The organism is Dakarella massiliensis, from assembly GCF_001182045.1.
GTDB classification, from domain to species: domain Bacteria; phylum Pseudomonadota; class Gammaproteobacteria; order Burkholderiales; family Burkholderiaceae_F; genus Mesosutterella; species Mesosutterella massiliensis.
The window spans coordinates 987,649-1,010,403 of the sequence record NZ_CVTY01000007.1; the positions used below are offsets into that span (position 1 = coordinate 987,649).

At 60.9% G+C, this 22,755-nt stretch carries 20 protein-coding genes and 1 other RNA gene; 6 read left to right on the forward strand and 15 right to left on the reverse strand.

Annotated features, from left to right (window positions below; translation table 11 throughout):
• Nucleotides 1-5: 5 nt before the first annotated feature.
• The 7 genes from mraY to rnpB all read right to left on the reverse strand — a co-directional run bounded on the left by mraY (nucleotide 6) and on the right by rnpB (nucleotide 7,887).
• Nucleotides 6-1,160, reverse strand: coding sequence for a phospho-N-acetylmuramoyl-pentapeptide-transferase (mraY, locus tag BN1936_RS10900; protein WP_022444298.1), 1,155 nt, complete (start codon nucleotides 1,158-1,160; stop codon nucleotides 6-8).
• Nucleotides 1,161-1,164: 4 nt separating this feature from the next.
• Entirely contained in the window at nucleotides 1,165-2,562 is a 1,398-nt protein-coding gene (locus tag BN1936_RS10905) for a UDP-N-acetylmuramoyl-tripeptide--D-alanyl-D-alanine ligase (RefSeq protein ID WP_049687393.1), read from the reverse strand.
• On the reverse strand, nucleotides 2,559-4,067 hold the full coding sequence (locus tag BN1936_RS10910; protein WP_049687394.1) for a UDP-N-acetylmuramoyl-L-alanyl-D-glutamate--2,6-diaminopimelate ligase: 1,509 nt from the start codon (nucleotides 4,065-4,067) through the stop codon (nucleotides 2,559-2,561). Before BN1936_RS10910 ends, BN1936_RS10905 begins: the two co-directional genes overlap by 4 nt.
• Nucleotides 4,068-4,081: 14 nt before the next feature.
• Entirely contained in the window at nucleotides 4,082-5,920 is a 1,839-nt protein-coding gene (locus BN1936_RS10915) for a peptidoglycan D,D-transpeptidase FtsI family protein (protein ID WP_082164605.1), read from the reverse strand.
• A gap of 29 nt (nucleotides 5,921-5,949) precedes the next feature.
• Nucleotides 5,950-6,273 carry an FtsB/FtsL family cell division protein gene (locus tag BN1936_RS10920; RefSeq protein WP_022444304.1) on the reverse strand — a complete coding sequence of 108 codons (324 nt, stop codon included), beginning with the start codon at nucleotides 6,271-6,273 and terminating at the stop codon, nucleotides 5,950-5,952.
• Complete coding sequence (rsmH, locus tag BN1936_RS10925; protein WP_022444305.1) at nucleotides 6,270-7,271, reverse strand: 16S rRNA (cytosine(1402)-N(4))-methyltransferase RsmH; 1,002 nt, start codon at nucleotides 7,269-7,271, stop codon at nucleotides 6,270-6,272. The genes BN1936_RS10920 and rsmH overlap by 4 nt, the downstream gene beginning before the upstream one ends.
• Nucleotides 7,272-7,581: 310 nt before the next feature.
• An RNA gene (rnpB, locus tag BN1936_RS11230) (RNase P RNA component class A) lies at nucleotides 7,582-7,887 on the reverse strand.
• 159 nt (nucleotides 7,888-8,046) lie between these two features.
• Here rnpB and BN1936_RS10930 point away from each other — a divergent pair.
• The 3 genes from BN1936_RS10930 (at nucleotide 8,047) to BN1936_RS10940 (ending at nucleotide 12,773) form a co-directional block, all read left to right on the forward strand.
• The gene (locus BN1936_RS10930; RefSeq protein WP_049687395.1) at nucleotides 8,047-9,180 is read left to right on the forward strand and encodes an outer membrane beta-barrel protein; all 1,134 of its coding nucleotides are present in this window, start codon (nucleotides 8,047-8,049) and stop codon (nucleotides 9,178-9,180) included.
• A 103-nt stretch (nucleotides 9,181-9,283) separates the two neighbouring features.
• Nucleotides 9,284-10,573: a glutamate-1-semialdehyde 2,1-aminomutase gene (hemL, locus tag BN1936_RS10935; protein ID WP_049687396.1), complete on the forward strand. Its 1,290-nt coding sequence runs from the start codon at nucleotides 9,284-9,286 to the stop codon at nucleotides 10,571-10,573.
• 19 nt (nucleotides 10,574-10,592) lie between these two features.
• Entirely contained in the window at nucleotides 10,593-12,773 is a 2,181-nt protein-coding gene (locus tag BN1936_RS10940) for a protein-disulfide reductase DsbD family protein (protein WP_049687397.1), read from the forward strand.
• On the opposite strand, the gene dacB is transcribed toward BN1936_RS10940, so the two are convergent.
• Nucleotides 12,745-14,199 (reverse strand): D-alanyl-D-alanine carboxypeptidase/D-alanyl-D-alanine endopeptidase, encoded by a 1,455-nt coding sequence (gene dacB, locus BN1936_RS10945; RefSeq protein ID WP_157274795.1) that lies wholly within the window; start codon nucleotides 14,197-14,199, stop codon nucleotides 12,745-12,747. The genes BN1936_RS10940 and dacB overlap by 29 nt on opposite strands.
• Nucleotides 14,200-14,424: 225 nt before the next feature.
• Between dacB and BN1936_RS10950 the strand changes: the two genes are divergently transcribed.
• Entirely contained in the window at nucleotides 14,425-14,712 is a 288-nt protein-coding gene (locus tag BN1936_RS10950) for a co-chaperone GroES (RefSeq protein ID WP_022444312.1), read from the forward strand.
• A gap of 40 nt (nucleotides 14,713-14,752) precedes the next feature.
• Nucleotides 14,753-16,384: a chaperonin GroEL gene (gene groL / locus BN1936_RS10955; RefSeq protein ID WP_049687399.1), complete on the forward strand. Its 1,632-nt coding sequence runs from the start codon at nucleotides 14,753-14,755 to the stop codon at nucleotides 16,382-16,384.
• A gap of 136 nt (nucleotides 16,385-16,520) precedes the next feature.
• Here groL and BN1936_RS10960 read toward each other — a convergent pair whose 3' ends face one another.
• Nucleotides 16,521-17,123 carry a thioredoxin fold domain-containing protein gene (locus tag BN1936_RS10960; RefSeq protein ID WP_148521256.1) on the reverse strand — a complete coding sequence of 201 codons (603 nt, stop codon included), beginning with the start codon at nucleotides 17,121-17,123 and terminating at the stop codon, nucleotides 16,521-16,523.
• A gap of 132 nt (nucleotides 17,124-17,255) precedes the next feature.
• Between BN1936_RS10960 and pyrF the strand changes: the two genes are divergently transcribed.
• Nucleotides 17,256-18,083, forward strand: coding sequence for an orotidine-5'-phosphate decarboxylase (pyrF, locus tag BN1936_RS10965; protein ID WP_022444315.1), 828 nt, complete (start codon nucleotides 17,256-17,258; stop codon nucleotides 18,081-18,083).
• A gap of 13 nt (nucleotides 18,084-18,096) precedes the next feature.
• Here the strand turns inward: pyrF and BN1936_RS10970 are convergent, their stop codons facing one another.
• The 6 genes from BN1936_RS10970 to ribH all read right to left on the reverse strand — a co-directional run bounded on the left by BN1936_RS10970 (nucleotide 18,097) and on the right by ribH (nucleotide 22,720).
• Complete coding sequence (locus BN1936_RS10970) at nucleotides 18,097-19,431, reverse strand: hemolysin family protein (protein ID WP_022444316.1); 1,335 nt, start codon at nucleotides 19,429-19,431, stop codon at nucleotides 18,097-18,099.
• A 64-nt stretch (nucleotides 19,432-19,495) separates the two neighbouring features.
• Entirely contained in the window at nucleotides 19,496-20,005 is a 510-nt protein-coding gene (locus BN1936_RS10975; RefSeq protein WP_022444317.1) for a CinA family protein, read from the reverse strand.
• Between the two features lie 26 nt (nucleotides 20,006-20,031).
• Nucleotides 20,032-20,568 (reverse strand): phosphatidylglycerophosphatase A family protein, encoded by a 537-nt coding sequence (locus tag BN1936_RS10980; RefSeq protein WP_022444318.1) that lies wholly within the window; start codon nucleotides 20,566-20,568, stop codon nucleotides 20,032-20,034.
• A gap of 30 nt (nucleotides 20,569-20,598) precedes the next feature.
• Entirely contained in the window at nucleotides 20,599-21,609 is a 1,011-nt protein-coding gene (gene thiL / locus BN1936_RS10985; protein WP_022444319.1) for a thiamine-phosphate kinase, read from the reverse strand.
• Between the two features lie 68 nt (nucleotides 21,610-21,677).
• Nucleotides 21,678-22,196 (reverse strand): transcription antitermination factor NusB, encoded by a 519-nt coding sequence (gene nusB / locus BN1936_RS10990; RefSeq protein WP_022444320.1) that lies wholly within the window; start codon nucleotides 22,194-22,196, stop codon nucleotides 21,678-21,680.
• Nucleotides 22,197-22,198: 2 nt separating this feature from the next.
• Nucleotides 22,199-22,720 (reverse strand): 6,7-dimethyl-8-ribityllumazine synthase, encoded by a 522-nt coding sequence (gene ribH / locus BN1936_RS10995; protein WP_022444321.1) that lies wholly within the window; start codon nucleotides 22,718-22,720, stop codon nucleotides 22,199-22,201.
• Nucleotides 22,721-22,755: the final 35 nt, after the last annotated feature.

The window sequence follows — 22,755 nt, forward strand, 5'->3', positions numbered from 1 at the left end:
GGGCATCAGCGGATTTTAAGCGTGGCGAGTCCGATAAGAACCAGAATCATCGTGATGATCCAGAAACGGGTCACCACCTGCGTTTCGCTCCAGCCCTTCAGTTCGAAGTGGTGATGGATCGGTGCCATGAGGAAGATCCGCTTGCCGTGGGTACGCTTGTAATACGTGGTCTGGATCATGACGGAGAGTGTCTCCACCACGAAGACACCGCCCATGATGGCGAGCACAAGTTCCTGACGCACGATCACAGCGATGACGCCAAGCGCGCCGCCGAGCGCGAGCGCGCCGACGTCACCCATGAAGACTTCAGCCGGGTGGCAGTTAAACCACAGGAAGGCAAGACCCGCCCCTGCCATCGCGCCGCAGAAGACCACAAGCTCCCCCGCTCCCGGAATGTAGTGGAAGAGGAGGTAGGACGCGAAGTCCGCGCGCCCCACGCAGTAGGCGAAGATGCCAAGCGCCGAGCCCACCATGACGCAGGGGAGCACCGCGAGGCCATCCAGTCCGTCAGTGAGATTCACGGCGTTACTCGTTCCCACGAGAACGAAGTACGTGAGGATGATGAAGCCGAGCATGCCGAACGGGAACGAAATCTGGCGGAAGAACGGGATCGTGAAGTCGAGTTTCCCGCTCACCGGAAGCGTGAATCCGGACCGGACCCACTCCCACATCAGGGAGAAGGTCGAAGTATCCGCCGGCGCCTGAATGGCAAACGACAGATACACCGCCACGATGATGCCGATCAGGGACTGCCAGCCGAACTTCTCGCGGGCACTCATGCCGTGCGGGTCGTGATTCACGACCTTGCGGTAATCGTCCGCCCAGCCGATCCATCCGTAACCGAGCGTCACGAGGAGCACCACCCAGATATAGCGGTTTGAGAGGTCTACCCAGAGGAGCGTGGAAATCGCGATCGAGGCAAGAATCAGGATGCCGCCCATCGTCGGAGTCCCGTCCTTTTTCAGGTGGGACTTCGGGCCGTCCGTACGGACTGCCTGTCCGAAATGCAGCTTCTTCAGCTCCCGGATCGTGAAGGGTCCGAAAGCGAGCCCAATCACGAGAGCGGTAAGCGCCGCGAGCACGGCGCGCAGCGACAGGTAGTCAAAAACGGCAAACGCCCGGACGTACCCGGACAGCCAGTGAAACAGAGACAAAAGCATTTTTTTATTCCGAAACTGCAGCGTCTGAAAGGGCCTCGAGGACAGCCTTCACTACACGGTCAAAGTGCATGAAGTTAGAGGCCTTCACGAGTACCGTGCCCGCCTCCATCCCGCGTACCGTCTCCGCCGCCTCGCGGCAGAGGGTATCAAGGTCCGCATAATGCCGGGCGCCGCTGCCAAACGCGCTGCACGCGTTCTGCATCAGGTCTCCGCAGGCGAGGAGCGTACCCACGCCCTTCTCCTTCGCGTAGAGGCCGATTTCCTGATGGAATTCAGCTCCCCGGGTTCCCACTTCTCCCATGTCACCCGCAATCAGAACGAGCGGGCCGCGGCTTGAGGTGAGAACGTCGATCCCGGCTCTCATCGAGTCGGGGTTCGCATTATAAGTGTCGTCAATGAGGAGCAGTTCCGGACGAAGCTGGTGACGGACACCGCGCCGCGCGACAGGCTTGAACGCCTGCAGTCCCTGGATCACAGCATCAAACTTCACGCCGGCTGAGAAGGCTGCGGCGGCGGCCGCCGCGGCGTTATGCCCGTTATGCGCGCCGCCGATATCGAGGCGGGTCATGGCGCTGCCTTCCGCGGCGTGAATCCGGACTTCAGTCGTGCCGCCAAGCGTCATCACCTCAGCCGTGAGATCCGCGCTCACGCCAGGCTGCGTCGCGTAGGTACGGCGGCGGCAGTGCCCGGAAGCTTTTTCCCAGATCGGTGCGCAGGCATCATCCGCCGGATAGACAGCAACGCCGTCCGCGGGAAGCGCCTTGATCGAATCGGCGTTCTCTTCCGCCGTCGCTTCAACACTCGGCAGGAACTCCTGATGCTCGCGCTGCGCGTTCGTGATCACGGCGACCGTTGGGCGGATCATCGCGGCGAGTTCCGCCATCTCACCCCGGTGGCTCATGCCGGATTCCACCACAGCGGCCTTCATGCCGTCTCTCAGACGCCAGAGCGTAATCGGAACGCCGACGCTGTTATTGAAGTTGCCTTCCGTGGAGAGATAACCGTCGCGGCCATAGGCTTCGCGGAGAATCGACGCGATCATCTGCGTCGTCGTGGTCTTGCCGTTGCTGCCGGAAACCGAGATCACAGGAATTGAAAAGCGCTGGCGCCAGGCCGCGGCCGATTCACAGAACGCCTGATTCACATCCGGCACCACGATCTGAACCGCCTTGATCCCTTCGATCAGGCGGGAAACCATCACCGCGGAGGCGCCGTGCGCCGCGGCGTCAGCCGCGAAATCCGTGCCGTCAAAACGTTCGCCGCGAAGACCGACAAAGAGATCACCCGGTTCCGTCTTTCTTGCGTCCGTGCAGACACGGGCAATTCCCGTATCAGCATCACCGTGGAGCACCGCCCCATTAACCGCCTGGGCAACCCAGCCCGCTGTCGTGATGAACGTCATTCCGACTTCTCCTCTTTTTCCTTTGCCATGCGGCTCTGAAGCGCCGCCTCAACTTCCTCCGCATCCGAGAAGTGATGCTTCACGCCGCAAACTTCCTGATAATCCTCGTGGCCTTTGCCGGCAACCAGAATGACGTCAGCAGCACCCGCGCGGCTGAACACTTCCTGGATAGCCTCTCGCCGGTCAACCACGATTTCAGGCGAATGAGCGCCTGCGGCCACCGCTTCCGCGATGGTCTTCGGGTCTTCAAAACGGGGGTTATCGCTCGTCACAACGAGCTTGTCGGAGAGTTTTTCCGCGATCGCGCCCATGATCGGACGCTTGCCCGGATCGCGGTTGCCGCCGGCACCCACGATCGCCCAGAGCTTGCCGCCGCGGGCTTCCGCCACAGGGCGCAGCGTGGTGAGCGCCTTTTCAATCGCGTCCGGCGTATGGCAATAGTCAACAACGCCCATCGGCTCACCCGGGTGCGTGATCTTCTGAAGACGGCCGGGAGGAGGCGCGAGGCGCTCCGCCACACGGATCACGTCGTCCAGACCGCGGCCTGAGGCGAGCATCATGCCGATCGCGCCGATCATGTTGTCCACATTGAAGAGACCGAGAACGCCCGCTTCCACGTGACGCTCTTCGCCAGCCCAGCAGAGCGTGAAGGCAATTCCCTTCGCGCCGATCTGAACATCGCGCGCCTCGAGCAGCTCACAGCCTTCAGGCGCCTTCGTGCCGACCGCGGTCGCCGCAATCACCCGTACACCCGCGTCGAGCGACACGCGGCAGAGTCTGAGTCCCGCCGGATCATCAATATTGATCACCGAGCACTTGAGGCCTTCCCAGCGGAAGAGAAGCGATTTCGCCTCTTCGTAGGCTTCCATCGTGCCGTGGTAGTCGAGGTGATCACGCGTGAGATTCGTGAAGAGGGCATAGCTGATCGCCGTGCCGTCAAGACGCCCCTGCACCAGACCGATCGAGCTCGCCTCGATTGAGAATGCCTTCGCGCCGTCGCGATGAAGCTCCGCGAGCAGCGTCTGAAGCGTCACAGGGTCCGGCGTCGTGAGCGGCACGCTGCTGTAGGAGCGGCCGTTCATCGTGCAGCCAATAGTACCCAGGACGCCGCAGGGCGTGCCGAGTTCCGTGAGAATCGACGCCATCCACTGGCTCGTGGTTGTTTTGCCGTTCGTGCCGGTGACGGCAAAGCCTTCCATCGCGCCGGACGGATTGCCGTAGTAGAGCGAGGCAAAGCGTCCGAGCGACTTCGATAGCCCTTCGACTTCAAGCGCCGGGATGCCTTCCGGAATCTCGGCGCTGCCAGGAGCGGCATCGATCAGCACAGCTCCCGCTCCCTTCTCCGCGGCTGCCTTGATGAAGTTCCGGCCGTCGACTTTCAGTCCAGGCACGGCAATGAAGACATCCCCTTTCTCAACGCGGCGGGAATCCAGCCGCAGCTCGGCCCCCTCAGGCACGGTTTCCCGCACCCAGGCGAGGGCTGAAGCCAAATTGGCTACTGACATGTTTTTAAATACCTTTATTGCTGTTTATGTCCGCCGGCAAGAACGACACCAGGCTTGGTGCCGCCCGTTTTCGCGAAGACAAGTCCCTGAAGCGTATCAGGTCTGTCAGGCGCCACGTGCATGATCCGGAGGACGCTTTCGGTGATCTGAGAGAAAACTGGTGCCGCGACGACGCCGCCCACATGCCCCGCTTCCCTCGGGTCGTCAACGACGACCGCGACAATCACGCGGGGATTGGTGGCGGGGGCGATGCCGATAAAGTCCGCCACATAGCGGTGGACATAGCGGCCGTTTTCGAGTTTATAGGCCGTTCCGGTCTTGCCGGCAACGGAGTAGCCCGGAACCTGGGCGCGCACAGCCGTGCCGCCCACTTCAACCGTGCCCATCATCATGCCGCGCATTTCGTGTGCGGTCTTCGGCTTATAAACCTGAACCCCCTGTGCGGCATGATCCGTCTTGAAGAGCGTGAGCGGAATCACATCGCCGTTCCGGGCAAACGCGGTATAGGCGCGCACCAGCTGCACGAGCGACACGGCAACACCGTGGCCATAGGAAATCGTTGCCTGCTCAATCGGCTGCCAGGTCTTGCCGTCGCGGAGAATGCCGGAGGCCGCTCCCGGGAATCCGATATGGGGAGCCGAGCCGAAACCAAGGTCGCGGTACATCTGATACATCACCTCGCGGTCCATCTTGAGCGAGATCTTCGTCGTGCCGATGTTCGAAGACTTCGCGATGACCTGACGCACCGAGATGAGGCCGTAGTTATGCGTATCGCTGATCGTACGGTTGCCGATCGTGAGCTTTCCGGGGCTCGTATCAATCTTCGTGTCCGGCGTGACAACGCCGGTATCGATTCCCTTCGCCACGGCGAAAGGCTTCATGGCGGAACCCGGTTCGAACACGTCAGTCAGCGCGCGGTTGCGGCGTCTGTCAAAGGAAAGATCAGTCCGCTCGTTCGGGTCATAGGACGGCACATTCGCGAGCGCGAGAATTTCGCCTGTCTGAATATCGACCACGATCGCGGCGCCAGCCTTCGCTTTATGAAGCTCAACCGCTTTGGAAAGCGCATCCATCGTGATGAACTGAAGGCGCGAGTCGATGGAAAGCGTGATGTCCTTGCCGTCCGAGGGCTCCTTCAGCCAGGCGTCTTCTACGATCCGGCCCATACGGTCGCGGATCACGCGGCGCTTGCCCTGCTCGCCGGTGAGCATCTTGTTCTGCGCGAGCTCGATGCCTTCCTGCCCTTTTTCCTCGAGATTCGTATAGCCGACCACGTGCGCCGAGACCTGACCGTCCGGATACTGACGGCGGGTTTCGCTCGACACATGAACACCCGGGATCTTGAGCGCCTTCACCTGATTGGCGACGCTCACCTCAACCTGACGGTGCAGATAGGCAAAGCTCTTATTCTGTTTTCTGGCAATCCGCTGCTGGATTTCGGAAACCGGCATGCCGAGAAGCTTCCCGAGCGCCGCAAGCTGCTGCGCGGTGGCTTTCTGAGTTTCCGCGGGCACCACCCAGACAGAACGGGCCGGCATCGTGGACGCGAGAACAATACCGTTCCGGTCCAGGATCCGGCCGCGGACCGCTGGCACAGTGAGCGTGCGGGCAAAGCGGATTTCACCCTGGTGCTGCAGGAATTTCGTTCCGATGCCGCACTGCAGATAGAAGGCACGGCCCACGAGAACGCAGAGGAAAGCGGTGATGCAGCCAAACGCTATATAAGAGCGCTTCGGCTCAATTTTCACCGCAAGAAGCGGATCTTCATCAGGTCCAAGCTTCAGCTCCTTCTTCTTTGCTTTCCCGTCCTCCTCCCAAAACGCTTTTGCACGGGCGAGCATCTGAAGCTTCATGCGTTCTATTCTTTTTTTCGCATCTTCATTCATTGCTCATTCCCCTTCGGCGCCGCAGCAGACGGCACCGGCTTATATTCGAGAACGACCGTGTTCCGGCTCGTCGCGGGTCCGAGTCCTGCCTTCATCGCCTGAGAGGCGATGTAACCCGGAAGCGCCGCGCGGGAGATCTCCATATAGAGCTCGCTTGCGTCATCGTTCAGCCGCCTCTCTTCGTTCTGCAGCTTCTCAATCTGGGCGACAAGCGACCGTGCACGGTACTGGCTTGTGACAAGCGAGCAGGCACTGATGAAAAGCACTGCGGCGCCTGCCAGCGTCACAACGGTAAGAACTGAAAGACGGCTTTCGCTCATTTCCTCATCTCCTCAGGCAGCAGGCTGCTGCTCCAGGGAGCCGCCGTCCTAACGCCAACCCGGAGCGTTGCGGAACGCGCTCTCGGATTTTCAGCACATTCGGCCTCAGTCGGCCTGATGCGCTTCGCGGGCTGAAAAAGCGGAGCCGGAAGTTCGTCCGCCCGGAGCGGAATCCTCGGATCAATTTCGCGTCCGGGGTTCGATGCGTCCGAAAAGAACTGCTTCACGATCCGGTCTTCAAGCGAATGGAAACTGATCACCGCGAGATGCCCCTCAGGCTCAAGCAGCCGCCCGGCCTCGGGGAGCGCCTTCTGCAGTTCGTCGAGCTCTCCATTAATAAAGATCCGGATCGCCTGGAAGGTTCTCGTTGCCGGATGCTGCTGCGAGTCGCCGCGGCTTCTCGGCACTGTCTTCGCGACGAGATCGGCAAGATGCCGCGTCGTCGTGATCGGATTCTCCTTCCGTTCCTCAGCGATTGCCTTAGCGATGCGGCGGGCAAATCGCTCCTCGCCGTACCGGTCGATCACCCGGGTGATCTCGGACTCCGAGGCTCTTGCGAGCCACTGCGCCGCGTTTTCCCCCGTGCTCGTATCCATCCGCATATCAAGCGGACCGTCGAACCGGAAAGAGAACCCGCGCTGCGCGTCATCGATCTGCGGCGAAGAAACACCGATATCCATCAGCACGCCGCTCACGCTTCCGTCACCAAAACCGAGTTCGGCAAGCCGGTCACAGAGCTCAGAGAACGGCGCATGGATAATCCGAAACCGCGGATCGGTAATCGCGCGGGATGCCTCAATCGCTTCCGGATCCCGGTCAAAAGCAATCAGCCTGCCTTCCGGAGCGAGCTGAGCCAGAATTCTCCGGGTGTGGCCTCCGCGGCCGAAAGTCGCGTCCACGTAAAGGCCGTCCCGCCTCCACACCAGTTCCTCAGGCGCCCTGTCGGCGAGAACCGGGAGGTGGACGAAACCGCCCTCTTGCCCCGAACTATTTGTCATGCCCACGCGGTAAATTCCGAAAACATATCGATTAATGGGAAAGCTGCAGGCGCACTGCCCCGCAGCCCCGAATTTACGGGGCTACAGCTACACTCCCTCAGCTTAATTTCAAAATGTAAGGCCCCCGGGAGATCCGGTCAAGCCAAAACCCGTTATTTCATTATTAGAAAGCGGGAAAATACGGGAAAATGAGGTGATCTGTCTGAATTTTTTTATTTCAGATCATTACGGTAGGATACATTCAACTGTGTCCGGACATAAAAAATCCCGGAGCCGCTGTAACGCAGTTCCGGGACCTGTTGAATCAGAGGCACGAAGTCCATCGATAAGCCGGATTTTGTTGCCCGGGTTGCCCCGGTGACAGTCATTCGTCTAGACCCGGTCTCGCGACCGGGCTCAAGCCACTTACCCGCAGCCTCGCCGGACAGGGTCAGCGGCTGCCTATTTAGTGTTGCTTCCCGTAGAGATTGCCCGTTTCACCCGAACTTGATCGGCTCGTCTCTGTTGCTCTAATCCTCGCCTCGCGGCGGGCAGCCGTTAGCTGCTACGGTGTCCTATGAAGTCCGGACTTTCCTCGGGCGGGACAGGTCCCGTCCACGACTGTCTGATCGGCTTCGTGCAGGCGGTCACTATATATAGAAAACGATGAAGCCGCAAGAAGGCCGCTTTTGAAAGTGCGCCTATTGTTGTACATTAACGCCTAATTATTCTCAAAAAACAACTGCATCTCTCTTCTTCTCCTATGCTTCTTAAAAGAAAACTGGCACTTGCGGCCATGCTGGCCGCATTTACTCTGCCCGCCTGGGCCGATGGATTTCTCTCCAGCGCCCTCTCCGCTATCAATGAAACCACGCCTGCGGGCATGGTCTCTCAGGACAGCCGTGAGGACGGCGTCGGCGGCTGGTTCCGCGACCAGGGCCGGGGCTTCTCCAATATTGTGAAGCAGGGCAATACGGCGATTGTGCTGCCGGTTTACACCGAGCACCCCGCCTGGGACTACAACAACCGACACCAGGAGAACGGCCTCACCTGGGGCGGCGGTATCGCCCGCACCTTCGTTGACAGCCGCGGAAACGAACGTCTTGCCTATGCGGTCGCGTTTTCGGACTCTCACTACGAACTCGAGCCTTTCGTGGGCTACGGCTGGGTCTCCCGCTGGAATGTCGGCAGCACCGGTCTTCATGTCGGTGCTGGCTACCTCGCCGGCCTCACGTTCCGAGCTGACTACCGCTGGCTCCCGATCCCCGCTCCGCTTCCGCTCCTCAATGTCGGCACCCGGAATTTCGGCGCCTATATGACGTACATCCCGTTCTCGAACGTCGCCTTCTTCTTCACGACGTTCAATCTCGATGATCACGCCACGCACGAAATGCCGCTCCAGCCGGGCAGCGTCTGGTACGGCCGGAATAACCTCCTCTACGCGGGCGGCTCCTGGGGCCATAACGACCTCGGCGACCCGGACAGCGACAGAGGCCGCGCGACGATGACGTCGAACGGCGGCTGGAACGCCGGTATCCGTCACTACTTTGACCGCCACTGGGCCGCTGACCTCGGTGTCATCCGCTCGAAGCACGACACGGCCTGGGACGGCGTGAAGCAGCACGACTGGAAGATGACTCAGGTGAACCTGATGGGTCAGTACCACGCGGACGCCACGAAGAACCTCCGGCTCTTCGCCGGCGCGGGCGTTGGCTACGCGAAGCTTAAGCGCTCGGGACAGTCTGAAGACTCCATTCACCCGGTGATCGGCGCGGGCTTCACCTGGGCCTTCAGCCGTGAGTTCCATCTCACCGGGTCCATAGTTACCGCCTTCCCCCGCTTCAAGGACATTGACTCTGTCCACTGCCCGGGCGACACCGGACGTCCGGCTCCCACCTCATTCAATCTTTCTCTCGGAAAGACTTTCTGACATTTCCTTAGGCTCCCGGCCTCTCGGCCGCGGAGCCGGGTAACTAAAATAAGGGCTCTTCCCGGCAAGAGCTTTCAGGATTTTCCGTTAAGGCAAAACGACAATGAATCGCAACGACGAACTCTTTGAACGCGCACAGATCTCCATCCCCGGCGGTGTGAATTCCCCGGTCCGGGCCTTCCGCTCGGTCGGCGGCTCCCCCCGCTTCATGAACCGGGCCCAGGGCCCCTACATGTGGGACGTGACCGGCAAGCGCTACGCTGACTACATCCTCTCCTGGGGCCCGATGATCCTCGGCCACGGGAATCCGGAAGTGCTGCGCGCCGTGCACGAAGCGGTCGATGCCGGTCTCACGTTCGGCACCGCGACTGAGCTCGAGATCCAGATCGCGGAGGAAATCCGCCGTCTCGTGCCGTCGATTGAGTCTGTCCGTCTCGTCTCCTCCGGCACCGAGGCCGGCATGAGCGCGATCCGTCTCGCCTGCGGCTACACGGGCCGCAACAAGATCATCAAGTTCGAGGGCTGCTACCACGGCCACTCCGACCGTCTCCTCGTGAAGGCGGGCTCCGGAATGCTCACTTTCGGCCATCCGAGCTCTGCCGGCGTTCCGGCCGGTATCACGAACGACACGATCGTTCTTGAGTACAACAACCCCGCACAGCTTGAGGAAACCTTCAAGGAGCTCGGTGACCAGATTGCCGGCGTGATCGTTGAAGCGGTCGGCGGCAACATGAACATGGTGAAGGGCACCCCGGAATTCATCCACGCGATCCGTGACCTCTGCACGAAGTACGGCGCTGTGATGATCGTGGACGAAGTGATGACCGGATTCCGCGTGGCGCTTGGCGGCGCCCAGTCGGTCTACGGCGTCACACCGGATCTCACGATGCTCGGCAAGGTGGTGGGCGGCGGCATGCCGGTCTCCGCTTTTGGCGGCCGCCGCGAGATCATGAATCAGATCGCGCCTCTCGGCCCGGTCTATCAGGCCGGCACCCTTTCCGGCAACCCGGTTGCCGTGACAGCGGGCCTCAAGACCCTGCAGCTCATTCAGGAGCCGGGGGTCTACGACCGCATCACCGCCACGTCGAAGCGCCTCACTGAAGGCCTCAAGAAGGCGGCTGCCGATAACGGGATTCCGTTCACCGCGGACTACTGCGGCGGCATGTTCGGTATTTACTTCCTTCCGGAGGTTCCGCACCACTTTGCTGACGTGATGAAGTCTGACGACAAGCTCTTCGGCCGCTGGTTCCACCAGATGCTCGACGCGGGCTGCTACTTCGCGCCCTCCGTCTTCGAAGCCGGCTTTGTTTCCATCGTCCACACGGACGAAGTGATCGATCAGACGATCGCCGCTGCCCGCGACGCTTTCGCGTCGCTCCGTGCGGCCGTCTGATCTTCGGAGTTTTTCCCGCTTGAAAGCCCCCCGACTGCTCATCGGCCTCCTCGCTGCGGCCACGCTTATTCAGACAGCCGGGGCATCCGGCGCGTTCGTGACGGGAAGCGGCGATTCGTCACCTGCCTCCGGAATCTTTCAGTCCTCGGGGTCGGGCGCTGCCGCGTCTCCTCTGGCTCCCGGCCGCTCCGCGGTCAAAGCGCGGCTTATCACCTCTCAGACCGCTGCGGTCCCGGGAAAAAACCTGAAGCTCGCGGTTGAGCTGACGCATGACGCCGGATGGCACACCTACTGGAAGAACCCGGGAGACGTCGGTTCCCCGATTGAATTCCAGTGGACGGTTCCTTCGGGCTGGAAAGTCACCGGTCCCGCCTGGCCCGAACCCACGGAAACCCAGGCGCTCTCGCTCACCAATTACGGCATCTCCGGAAAGGCTCTCTACCCCTTCACGGCTTCCGTCCCGCAGAACGCCTCCGGCACGGCTCTCGTTCGGGTGCACGTTTCCTGGGTCGCCTGCAAGGAGCAGTGCGTGCCGGGAGATGCCACGCTGGAAGCGAAACTTCCTGTAGCCTCATCCGCCGCGGCATCGCCTGAGGCCCCTCTGATTGAGGCCGCTGAATCTCAGGTACCGGACCCCGCCCCGAAAGACATCCAGGCCGTCAAAAACGGCTCCCGGGTTCTGATCACGGTGCCGGGCCACCACGCTGACATCACTTTCTTCCCGGACGCACCCGGCACGGTTTTCAAGCCGGATGCCGGTCCCGTGATCCATCAGGGCGGTGCGACAGCCCGTGCCTACACCGTTTCCGTTCAGCCCGGCATGCAGTTCGGGAAAGTGGATGGACTGCTTCTCATTGACGGCGGAAAGAAAAACGGCGGGGCCACGTATCAGCTCTCTGTCACCCCGGAATCAGGCACTGTCCCGGCAGCCGCTGCCGCTGCTGTCACTTCCGGCTCCGCCGGGACTCCGGACGGCGGTCTGAAGCAGCTCACCTTTCTCACCGCAGCGCTTTTCGCTGCGCTCGGCGGACTGATCCTTAACCTGATGCCCTGCGTCTTCCCGGTGCTGTCCCTTAAGATGCTGGACCTCATCGGGGCCTCGAATGACGGCCGCCTTATCCGGCACGGTCTTGCCTTTACTGCGGGCGTCCTCCTCACCATGGGAGCGCTTTCCGGCACCTTGATCGCGCTTCAGGCCGCGGGGGCATCACTTGGCTGGGGCTTTCAGCTTCAGAACCCGGTGATCGTTCTCATCCTTGCGCTCCTTTTCCTCGCGATCACGCTGAATCTCGCAGGCGTTTTTGAATTTACGCTCGGCAGCCGCGCGGGCGGCAATCTCGCCCTCAAGACACCGGCCCGGGGACTCCTCGGAAGCTTTTTCACCGGAATCCTCGCCGTCATTGTCGCGAGCCCCTGCACGGCTCCCTTCATGGGAGCGGCGCTTGGCTTCGCGCTCTCGCAGCCTGCCGCCATCGCGGTCACGGTCTTTCTCGCACTTGGCTTTGGCATGGCGCTTCCGTGGCTCCTTCTCACCATCTTCCCTGGCTGGGTGAAGTGGCTCCCGAAACCTGGCGCCTGGATGGAAACGCTGAAGAAAGTGATGGCGATTCCGGTCGGCCTCGCCGCGGTCTGGCTGCTCTGGGTGCTTTCGCAGCAGCTCTCCCGCAACGGTCTCATGATCGCGGCCGGGATTCTGATTCTTGCCGCAGTGTCGCTCTGGCTCATCGGCCGGGGGCAGCGCCTGAAGCCTTTCGGCGGCCTTTATCCGGCGAGTTTCCCGGCGGCTGCCGCCGCGGCTCTCGTGCTTTATATCGGAGTCGGCCAGTTCGCGCCGGCCGCCATGAGCCTTGAAGGCACGGCGTGGCAGGCGTGGTCTCCCGAAGCCGTGCAGGCCGCGCGGAACTCCGGAAAACCGGTTTTCATTGATTTCACCGCCGCCTGGTGCGTGACGTGCCAGGTGAATAAGAAAGCGGTGATTGACACGGAAGCGGTGGAGTCAGCCGCCCGGAATTTCGGCTACGCCCGGTTCCTCGCTGACTGGACCAACAAGGATCCGGCGATTTCCGCTGAACTCGCGCGCTACCGTCATAACGGCGTCCCGCTCTACATCGTGATTTCGAAGTCGGGGGCCGTAAAGGTGCTCCCCGAGCTTCTCACCAAAGACACGCTTCTCAGCGCTCTGAAGGAAGGGGCGAACTAGCCGCAGGCGTCCCGTCAGACGCGGCGTAATTCAGCACCGCGTCGAGCACCGGTTTCGCCCCGAGCGCTTTCGGGTCATTCACGATCGCGCTCACGGCGTAAAGCGTTCCGGACGCCGATCTCACATACCCCGCGACCGATCTCACGCCCCGGATGTATCCGGTCTTGATATGCGCGCCGCCTTCTTCAAGCCCACGGCGCTTCATCGTGCCGTCGACCCCGGCGATCGGAAGCGACGACATGAATTCCGGGCTCCAAGGCTTCTTGCCTGCCGCCAGCAGCACGCCGGTCAGCTGGTCAGTCGAAATCCGCGCGGTGCGGCTGAGCCCCGAGCCGTTATCAATCAGAAAGCCTTCTGTCGGGATGCCAAGCGACGCGATCCATTGCGTGACGGCGTTCCTCGAGGCAAGTCTCGTCGCGCCGCCCGGAGTCCCTTCTGAAATTCCGAGAAAGAGATTTCTCGCGATCGGGTTGATGGAATTTTTATTCATATCCCGGATCATGAGGCTGAGGGGCTTTGAATTCAGCGTATAGAGCACCTGCGCGCCTTCGGGCGTCTTCCCCTTCATCCACTTACCGGTCCAGACACCGCCGAGCGCGGTCCAGCCGGCCCGCATGGCTTCTTCATCAAAGATCGCCGCGCCGCACGCCACGGGCCACGGCACCGCGCTCCAGGAGCCTTCACCGCACGCCATCGGATAGCTGCCGCGGAAAGAAATCCGGCCGGGTTCTGTCTCCGGACGGAGTGTCGCGGTGAGATTCGGGGGACAGGCGCTTTCCGCGTAGGAAAGCGGCACGCGAAGCGGGAAACTGTACCCCGCGAGGTCCGGATCATGCAGCACCGCCGCCTCGCTCTCGCCCGGAAGCGGCACGAAGCTGAAAGTCACGGACTGGAGCGCGAGCCCAAGCAGATCGTGTCCCTGGTTATAGGGACGGTCAGGGTGTCCGTCAAACTCCGCGGGATCCGCCTCGGGTTCCGCGAAAACCGAGGGATCCAGCACCACGGGGCCCGTGATCGTGCTGACCCCGACCGCGCGGAGCGCGGCAAGCGCCTCACGGAACCGTGACGCGGGAAGCCACGGGGCGCCGGATGCCCGGATATAAAGCGCGGGAATGGTTCCTCCCGTCGGAAGCGACGCCGACAGGAACTCGGTTTTCCAGACCTTCCCGGATCCGAGCAGATCCATCGCGGCCGCGGCGGTCACGGTCTTCATCACAGAGGCAGGGCTCCGGGGCACACTCCCCTCCCAGCGGATCGCGGCCTTCCCTTCCCCATACACCGGCGTGAGGGTGACAGAGAGCGACGAGGCACTGATTCCTGTCGAGGCAAGAGCCTCATTCACTTCAGGCGGCAGCCCCTCATCCGCCTGAGCGGCGGAAATCGGAAACAGAAGAGTTACAAATAGACACAAATACGCTATCTTCATGAATAAATAAGGCTTTCGCCGCTCCAAAGAGTCTATTGCGCCGCGGGCGTTTCTTTTCAGTTTAAGACCAGCCCTTGAAAAAGGGCCCTGTTCCCCCCATATAGAGAATAAGGCAGAGGCGGGAGCCCCCTCCGGGGAGTCCTGCGCCCTGCTTTTGATTTTTCTGCTTATGGAGAGCCCTTCCGGTCTCTCCCTCATATTAAGAAGCACTGTGGAGATTGAAAAATGGAAATCCGTCCTTTGCACGACCGTGTGATTGTCAAGCGCCTCGCCGCTGAGCGCACCACTTCTTCCGGCATCGTGATCCCTGAATCCGCCGGCGACAAGCCCGACCAGGGCGAAGTGATCGCAGTCGGCCCCGGCCGCCGTGACGATCAGGGCAAGCTGATCCCGATGGGGGTCAAGGTCGGCGACAAGGTTCTGTTTGGAAAGTACTCCGGCCAGGCCGTCAAGATCGAAGGCGACGAGTTCCTGGTGATGCGTGAAGACGACATCATGGGCGTCCTCGCCTGATTCAGCCCCCATTGATAAGTGATTTTGGAGAATTTAAGACATGGCAAAACAGGTTTTGTTCGGCAATGACGCCCGCACCCTGATGGTTCAGGGTATCAACACTCTCGCGAACGCCGTTAAGGTGACCCTCGGACCGAAGGGCCGCAACGTCGTTCTCGAGCGCTCCTTCGGCGGCCCGACCGTCACGAAGGACGGCGTCTCTGTCGCCAAGGAAATCGAGCTGAAGGACAAGTTCGAGAATATGGGCGCCCAGATGGTGAAGGAAGTGGCTTCCAAGACTTCCGACAACGCCGGTGACGGCACCACCACCGCTACGGTTCTCGCCCAGGCGATCGTCGACGAAGGCATGAAGTACGTTGCCGCCGGCATGAACCCGATGGATCTGAAGCGCGGCATCAACAAGGCTGTCGCCGCTGCCATCGAAGCCCTGAAGGGTATTTCCCGTCCGACCACCACGTCGAAGGAAATCGCCCAGGTCGGTGCCATTTCCGCCAACTCTGATGAAGAAATCGGCCAGATCATCGCTGACGCGATGGACAAGGTCGGCAAGGAAGGCGTGATCACCGTTGAAGACGGCAAGTCCCTCAAGAACGAGCTCGACGTTGTCGAAGGCATGCAGTTTGACCGCGGCTACCTGAGCCCCTACTTCATCAACAATCCGGACAAGCAGGTTGTTCTCTTCGAGAACCCCTACATCCTGATTCACGACAAGAAGATCAGCAACATCCGTGAGCTTCTGCCGGTTCTCGAGCAGGTTGCCAAGTCCGGCCGTCCGCTCGTGATCGTCGCTGAAGACGTCGACGGTGAAGCCCTCGCCACCCTCGTGGTGAACTCCCTCCGCGGCGTGCTGAAGGTTGCCGCTGTCAAGGCTCCGGGCTTCGGCGATCGCCGCAAAGCCATGCTCGAAGACATCGCCATCCTGACCGGCGGTCAGGTGATCTCCTCTGACCTCGGCCTGCAGCTCGACAAGACCACGCTCCAGCAGCTTGGTACCGCCAAGAAGGTTGAGATCAGCAAGGAAAACACCACGATCATCGACGGTGCCGGTGACGCTGCTCAGATCGCTGCCCGCGTGAAGAACATCCGCATCCAGATCGAAGCCGCTACCTCCGAGTACGACCGTGAGAAGCTCCAGGAACGTGTCGCCAAGCTCGCCGGCGGTGTCGCTCTGATCCGCGTCGGTGCTGCCACCGAAGTCGAAATGAAGGAAAAGAAGGCCCGCGTTGAAGACGCTCTGCACGCTACCCGCGCCGCTGTTGAAGAAGGCGTTGTGGCTGGCGGCGGTGTTGCTCTGATCCGTGCGAAGCAGGCTATCGCCAAGGACCTGAAGGGTGACAACGACGAACAGAACGCCGGTATCAAGATCGTGCTGCGCGCCATGGAAGAGCCGCTCCGTCAGATCGTGAAGAACGCTGGCGACGAACCCTCTGTCGTGGTGAACAAGGTTGCTGACGGTGACGCGAGCTTCGGCTACAACGCTCAGACCGGTGTCTACGGCGACATGATCGAAATGGGCGTGCTCGATCCGACCAAGGTGACCCGCACCGCTCTGCAGAACGCCGCTTCTGTTGCTTCCCTGATCCTCACGACCGACTGCATGGTCGCTGAGCTCCCGGAAGAGAAGCCGCTCCCGCCGGCTGGCGGCATGGGCGGAATGGGCGGCATGATGTAATCTGGTCTGCCCAGACCCACTCTTGAAGTTCTGAGAGAATAAGACCGGCCCCGGAGCTCACGCTCCGGGGCCGTTTTCTGTCTGCGGCGCGGAGTCCGGACCGGGGTATCTTCATGGAGATACCCCGACCGCGCACTCAGAGGTCAAAGACCTTCTTCAGATCCTCTGTCGTCATGCCGGAGTAAATCGCGCGGTACTCGCCCTTCGCGGTCCGGAAGACGCCGAACGGAATCGTGCGGGTACCGTTCCGGCGGACGATCTTGGAGTTCGTCCAGACCTTCGCGCGGATCTTTTCCGGAAGCTTCCAGACCTCTTTCTGATCAACGGGCAGGCCGCGGAACGCGGCATCATGGAAGTGATCCTCATGCTCAAGGAACTTCTTCCAGGGGTCCGGAGCCGAAAGAATCATGGAACCCTGCGGCTCGGAATTGATGTTCAGCACAGCGACCGGGCACCAGACGATGCGCACCTTGCCGTAGAGAGGCGTTGCCGCGCGGTGGAGCTTTTCGCACCACGGGCACTGCGGATCGAAAGCGATGTAGGCGGTGGGCAGACCTTCGGTTCCGGGGGCTGTCACGCCGGTACCGTCCTTCGCGAGATCCTGGTACATGCCTTCGCCATACCAGCCTTCGGGCACCTTCGGCCAGACCTTCTTCGGAGCGCCTGTGGCTTCAGCCGCGAGGGCTGCGGGAGCGGCCGCCGCGGCAGCGATCGCCGCAAGCATCTGTCGACGTTTCATTCTTCTTTTCTCCTTGAGTCCGCGCCGATGGGAATTCCGGCGCAATGACTTAAATATCCCACGATCCGGAAGAATCTGCCTCGCGTCGAGGTAACATAAGGTAATTTTTCTGATTCATCCGAACTTGACGACATGAAATTCATTGATCAGCTTGAGGCCCGCTGGACCGGGTCGGACACCATGCTCTGCGTCGGTCTTGACCCGAATCCCGCAAGACTCCCGAAGACTGCTTCCGGAGCCGCTGTCCCGGTGTTCGACTTCTGCCGCGACATCATCGACGCGACAGCGGACACGGTCTGCGCTTTCAAGCCGCAGTTCGCTTACTTCGCTGCCATGCGTGAGCTTGACGCGCTGGAGCGGCTCACCGCGTACATCCACGAACGTCATCCGGGGATCCCGGTGATTCTCGACGCGAAACGCGGCGATATCGGCTCAACCGCCCGGGCTTACGCGGTTGAAGCGTTCGAAGTGTACGGAGCGGACGCCGTCACGCTCTCCCCCTATATGGGTTTTGATACCGTGGAGCCGTACCTCGAGTACGAGGACAAAGGCGTCTTCCTCCTCTGCCGCACGTCGAACCCCGGCGGCGCAGATATCGAGATGCTGCAGGCAGGAGAACGAAAGGTGTTCGAACACGTGGCTGCGAACGCTTCCGAGCGCTGGAATACGAATGGGGAAATGGGACTGGTGGTCGGCGCGACGTTCCCCGAGGAACTCGCCGCGGTGCGGCGTCTTGCGCCGAAGCTGCCGTTCCTCGTTCCGGGAATCGGAGCCCAGGGCGGCGATATCAACGCCGCGGTCCGCGCCGGTGTCACGGCGTCCGGCTGGGGCATGGTGATCAATTCAAGCCGCGCCGTGATTTACGCGGGGAATGGCCCTGACTTCGCGGACGCCGCCCGCGCGAAAGCGATTGAAACCCGGGACGCGATCCGGGCAGCCCAGGCCTCTCTCAAGGCCTGATGCCTGATTGCTTTCAGGATGCGGAGGAGCCTTCGGACTCCTCCGTTTTTTTGCTGCCCGAGAGCGGAATCGCAAGCACCTTATCGATGCGGCGCCCGTCCATATCGACCACCTCAAACTTCCAGTCCGCCCAGTCGACCGAGTCGCCTTCACGCGGCACGCGGCCGAGGAGCAGCATCACCATGCCGGAAAGGGTGCTGTAGCGGTCCTCGTCCTCTTCCGGCACTTCGCGGATCCCCAGCCGGTCCTTCAGGTCAGGCGTCGAAATGATGCCGTCGAGCAGCCAGGAACCGTCCGAACGGCGGATCGCCCACTGATCGCCGGTGTCCTCAGGCTTGAACTGCCCCGCGATCGCTTCCAGCACGTCACGCGGTGTCACAATGCCCTGCACTTCGCCGTACTCATTCACGACGACAGAGAGCGGCGTATCCGTCTTTCTGAAGTGATCGAGGAGCTCCATGCCGGTGAGTGTCTCCGGCACATAGGTGACAGGCGTCAGAGCGCTGTTGAAGTCCGGCTGTCCGGTATGAAGAATCTGCTTCATCAGCATCGGGGTGGAGCAGATGCCCTTCACCGTATCCAGTGACCCGCTGGCGACCACGAGCCTCGAGCGATGCGAGTTCAGAATCTTATCGATCTTCACCTGCTGCGGATCATCGAGATTGATCCACTCGATTTCGCTTCTCGGAGTCATGAGAGAGCTGATCTGACGGTCATCGAGCCGGAACACGTTTTTCACCATATCGCGTTCCTGAGGATCAATGACACCGGACTCGCTCCCCTCTTCGATCATCGCGTGAATTTCCTCTTCCGTCACCTGCGGTCCGATGACGTTTCCTTTCAGCACTTTCGCAAGCATCACGTTCGTGGACCAGGTGAGGAGATTCACAAACGGCTTCATGATGAAGGACAGGAACTCGAGCGGCCGCACCACTTTCCGGGACGTGTCCTCCGGAGAAATCTGTCCGAGCCGCTTCGGGAAGAGCTCTCCCATCACGATCGAGAAATAGGTAATCAGCATCACGGCGAGGAAGAGGGCAAGGCCGGTTGCCACCGCGGACGGCACGCCTACGTACTCGAGCGCCGTGCTGATCGGCCCGGCGAGAGCTGTCTCGCCGATCATACCGGACACGAGGCCGATGATCGTGATGCCGATCTGGATCGTGGACAGCGCGGCAGTCGGATTATCCATCATGCGGAGAATCTTCTTCGCCACTCCGTCACCATCATCCGCGCTTGGCTGAAGCCTGGCACGGCGGCAGGCAATCAGGGCCGTCTCACTCATGGTGAAAAAGCCGTTGAGGATAATGAGTGCGCAGAGCACCAGCAAACTGATTATCGCTGTCATAAAGGGTCGAGTTCTTTTTTAAATTCCTGCGTTATCAGGGAGAATAACGCAGATTATGTGTCTTTCAGAGTGAAGTTTCATTAATCCGTTTAAGGAGTCCAGCGAGAGCCTGTCTCACAGTACTCTCTCTTACCGCGGCGCGGTCTCCCGTGAAATGGCACGTTTCGGATTCAATCACAATACCAGATGCCGTTCTTTCCGCAAAACCAAAACACACCGTCCCAACCGGCTTATCGGGTTCCGCGCCGTCCGGTCCGGCAATCCCGGTGACAGCCACGGTGTAAGCCGCATCCGACCGGTCAAGCGCACCCTGCGCCATCGCGGCGGCCACGTCTTCAGAAACCACGCCTCGGGAGCGGATCACGCCCATCGGAACACCCAACATTTCGATCTTTGAGCGCTCGGTATAGGTGACAAAGCCGCGGTCAAACCAGCCGCTCGAACCGGGAACCGACGTAATGGCGTAGGAAATGCCGCCCGCCGTGCAGGATTCCGCCGTCGCGATGCGGGCACCGTGTTCGCGCGCCGCGCGTCCCAGCTCTTCGGCGAGAGACTCAATGCTTTTTGCTTCCATTCTTTTTAATCTCCTATATCGGAATCTCAGACGAGAGCGAGTCCCGTCAGACGGGCAATTGCCCAGAGAGCCGCCCACGCCCAGAGCGCTGCGAAGAGGTCATCAAGCATGACGCCGAACCCCGTATGCAGCTTCCGGTCAACGATCGACGCGGGCGGGAGCTTAATAATGTCAAAAACACGGAAAGCAGCGAATCCCGCGGCCGCCGTAAGAAGGCCCGGAGGAATCACTGCGAGAAGCAGCCACACGGCGGCCACTTCATCAATCACGATGGCACCCGCATCCTGAACGCCCAGATCATCCCCGGTACGGCCCGCAGCCCAAATGCCGATCAGAAAGGCAGCCACGCCGGGAATCCAGAGAAACGAGGCTGGAATCAGCGCTTCAAAGAGAAGGAAAACGAGTGCCGCGGCGAGCGACCCCCAGGTGCCGGGGCCTGGTCTCAGGCATCCCGCACCGAAAAAGAGAGCGATCGCGTGCGATGGTGCTGAAAAGGCAAAACGGAACCCCGGCCGCAGCCGGTAGGCAGGGTTGGAGGAAGAATATTTTTCAAGCATTGTCATTCATCCTCCGGGGATCGCAAGGGGCTACTGTCAGGCAAAGTGATCGAACCCGCCGTTCTTCAGAATCACAGCGGCACCCCTCGCGTCATAGACCGTAAGCGACGTGCCGTCGCCGTCAGAAGGCAGAATTTCGCCCACACGGGTGACCAGGGTGTCCGACGCGATGCCGGCCTCGAACACCGCCTTTCTGAGCGAAGGAGGAGCCGTAAAAATCAGTTCATAGTCGTCACCGCCTGAAAGCGCAGCCTCGCGCTGCTCCCCTTCAGGAAGTGACATCAGGGCTTCGGATTTCGGCACATCGTCCCAGCTCACACGGGCCCGGACGTGGGAGCGTTCGAGGATATGGGTAAGGTCCTGGGAGAAGCCGTCAGAGACATCGATTGCCGCTGTCGCGAGCGGCAGAATCGCCCGGCCGAGCGCGTTCCGGGGCTCAGGGCGGTCCATACGGCGGCTCATCAGCCGGACAGCCTCAGGCGCCGCGGTCCAATGGCCCCAGCGGTACTTCAGCGCGGCATAGGCGTCGCCAAGCGTCCCGGACACCCAGATATCGTCACCCGGCTTCGCGCCGGCTCTGGTGAGACCGAGTCCCGGGGGCAGATCCCCCATGGCGGTAATGGAAAAGACGGCAGGAGAATGTTCCCCCGTCTTGGGATTCTTCGGCGTACGGACCGTATCGCCCCCGAGCAGCGCACAGCCTGCTTTTTTCGCAAGCTCCATCAGCCCCTCGGAGAAGGCTTCAATCCATGCGTCATTTTTATCGGGAAGACCGATAGAGAGGAAAAAGGCACGGGGTGTCGCGCCGGCTGCCGCAAGATCAGAAAGATTCACGGCGAGCGTTTTGTAGCCGACATTCCGCGGATCAGCGTCTGGCAGGAAATGCGTTCCCATCGCCAGCATGTCAATCGTGACAGCGATCCGGCTGTCGCCGAAATCGATAATTGCGCAGTCATCCCCAATCCCTTTGCAGAACCAAGGGCCTGCCGCAGAACCTGAAGAAAAGAACCGGTCAATAATCGAAAATTCGCCGCTACGCTCCGCCATTGATACGCCTCATTCCATACAGCAGGATCCGGACGGAAGAGTTTCCGTCCGGTCTTTCAGACATCCGGTCAGGCAGCCCGGCCGCGGGCCGTTTCTTCCGGACGCAGATCGCGTGCAACCTTGTCGAGCACACCGTTCACGAACTTGTAGCCGCCTTCAGCCGAACCGAAGCGCTTCGCGAGCTCAACCATCTGGTCAAGAATCACGAGGTACGCGGTTTCGGGGTGATAGCGGAGTTCGGTCGTGCCGAGCAGCAGAATCGCATGCTCCACCGTGCTCACCTGCTTCAGCGGACGGTTGAGGTACTGAGAAAACTCAGCCTCGAGTTCTTCGCGGTTCGTAATCGCCTCGGTCAGCAGAGCGCGGAAAAGGCCCTGATCACAGCGATCAAATTCCTCAGGCGTAAGGTCGCCCGCTTCGGTGTCCTCCTGATTGATCAGGGAGGGAACGATCAGAGCGAGCGCTTCAGGCGAGCTGAGCGGATTGACCAGCCACTCGTAGAGACCGAGCAGCGCGAACTGCCGGGCAAAAGCCCGGTCGCGGTTCGTCGGGACCCGGGCGGCTTCAGTCTTGTTGCTTTCCGTCATGCTTATTCGCCTGCCTTTTCTTCTTCGTCTTCGGCGTCTTCCGTATCGTCATCCTCTTCGCCATAGGCGGGGAATTCAGTCGCAAGGTTCGCCATCTCAACCGCCACCTGAGCGCAGGCCTTCGCCTTGCCTTCAATGCGGTCCTCGCACTGTTCGTCGTCTTCGGTCGTGAGGATACCGTTCGCCACCGGGATGTTGTAGTCGAGCGCGACGCGGATGATACCCGACGCGGACTCGTTCGCAACTAGCTCGAAGTGATAGGTCTCACCGCGGATCACGGCGCCGAACGCGATCAGCGCATCGTATTCGCCGGTCTGCGCCATCTGCTGCAGCGCAAACGGGATCTCGAGAGCACCCGGCACATGGCAGACAGTAATGTCTTCTTCCGCCACACCAAGGCGCTTCAGCTCGCCGAGGCAGTACTCATACTCGCCCCGTCCTGCATACTCGTTGAAACGGGCGATAACGATGCCAATGCGAAGACCCTTTCCATCCAGGTTCTGGGGGATTTCATCGACTGCCATTTCTGACTCCAAAATAAAAAATGATTCACTGCGGC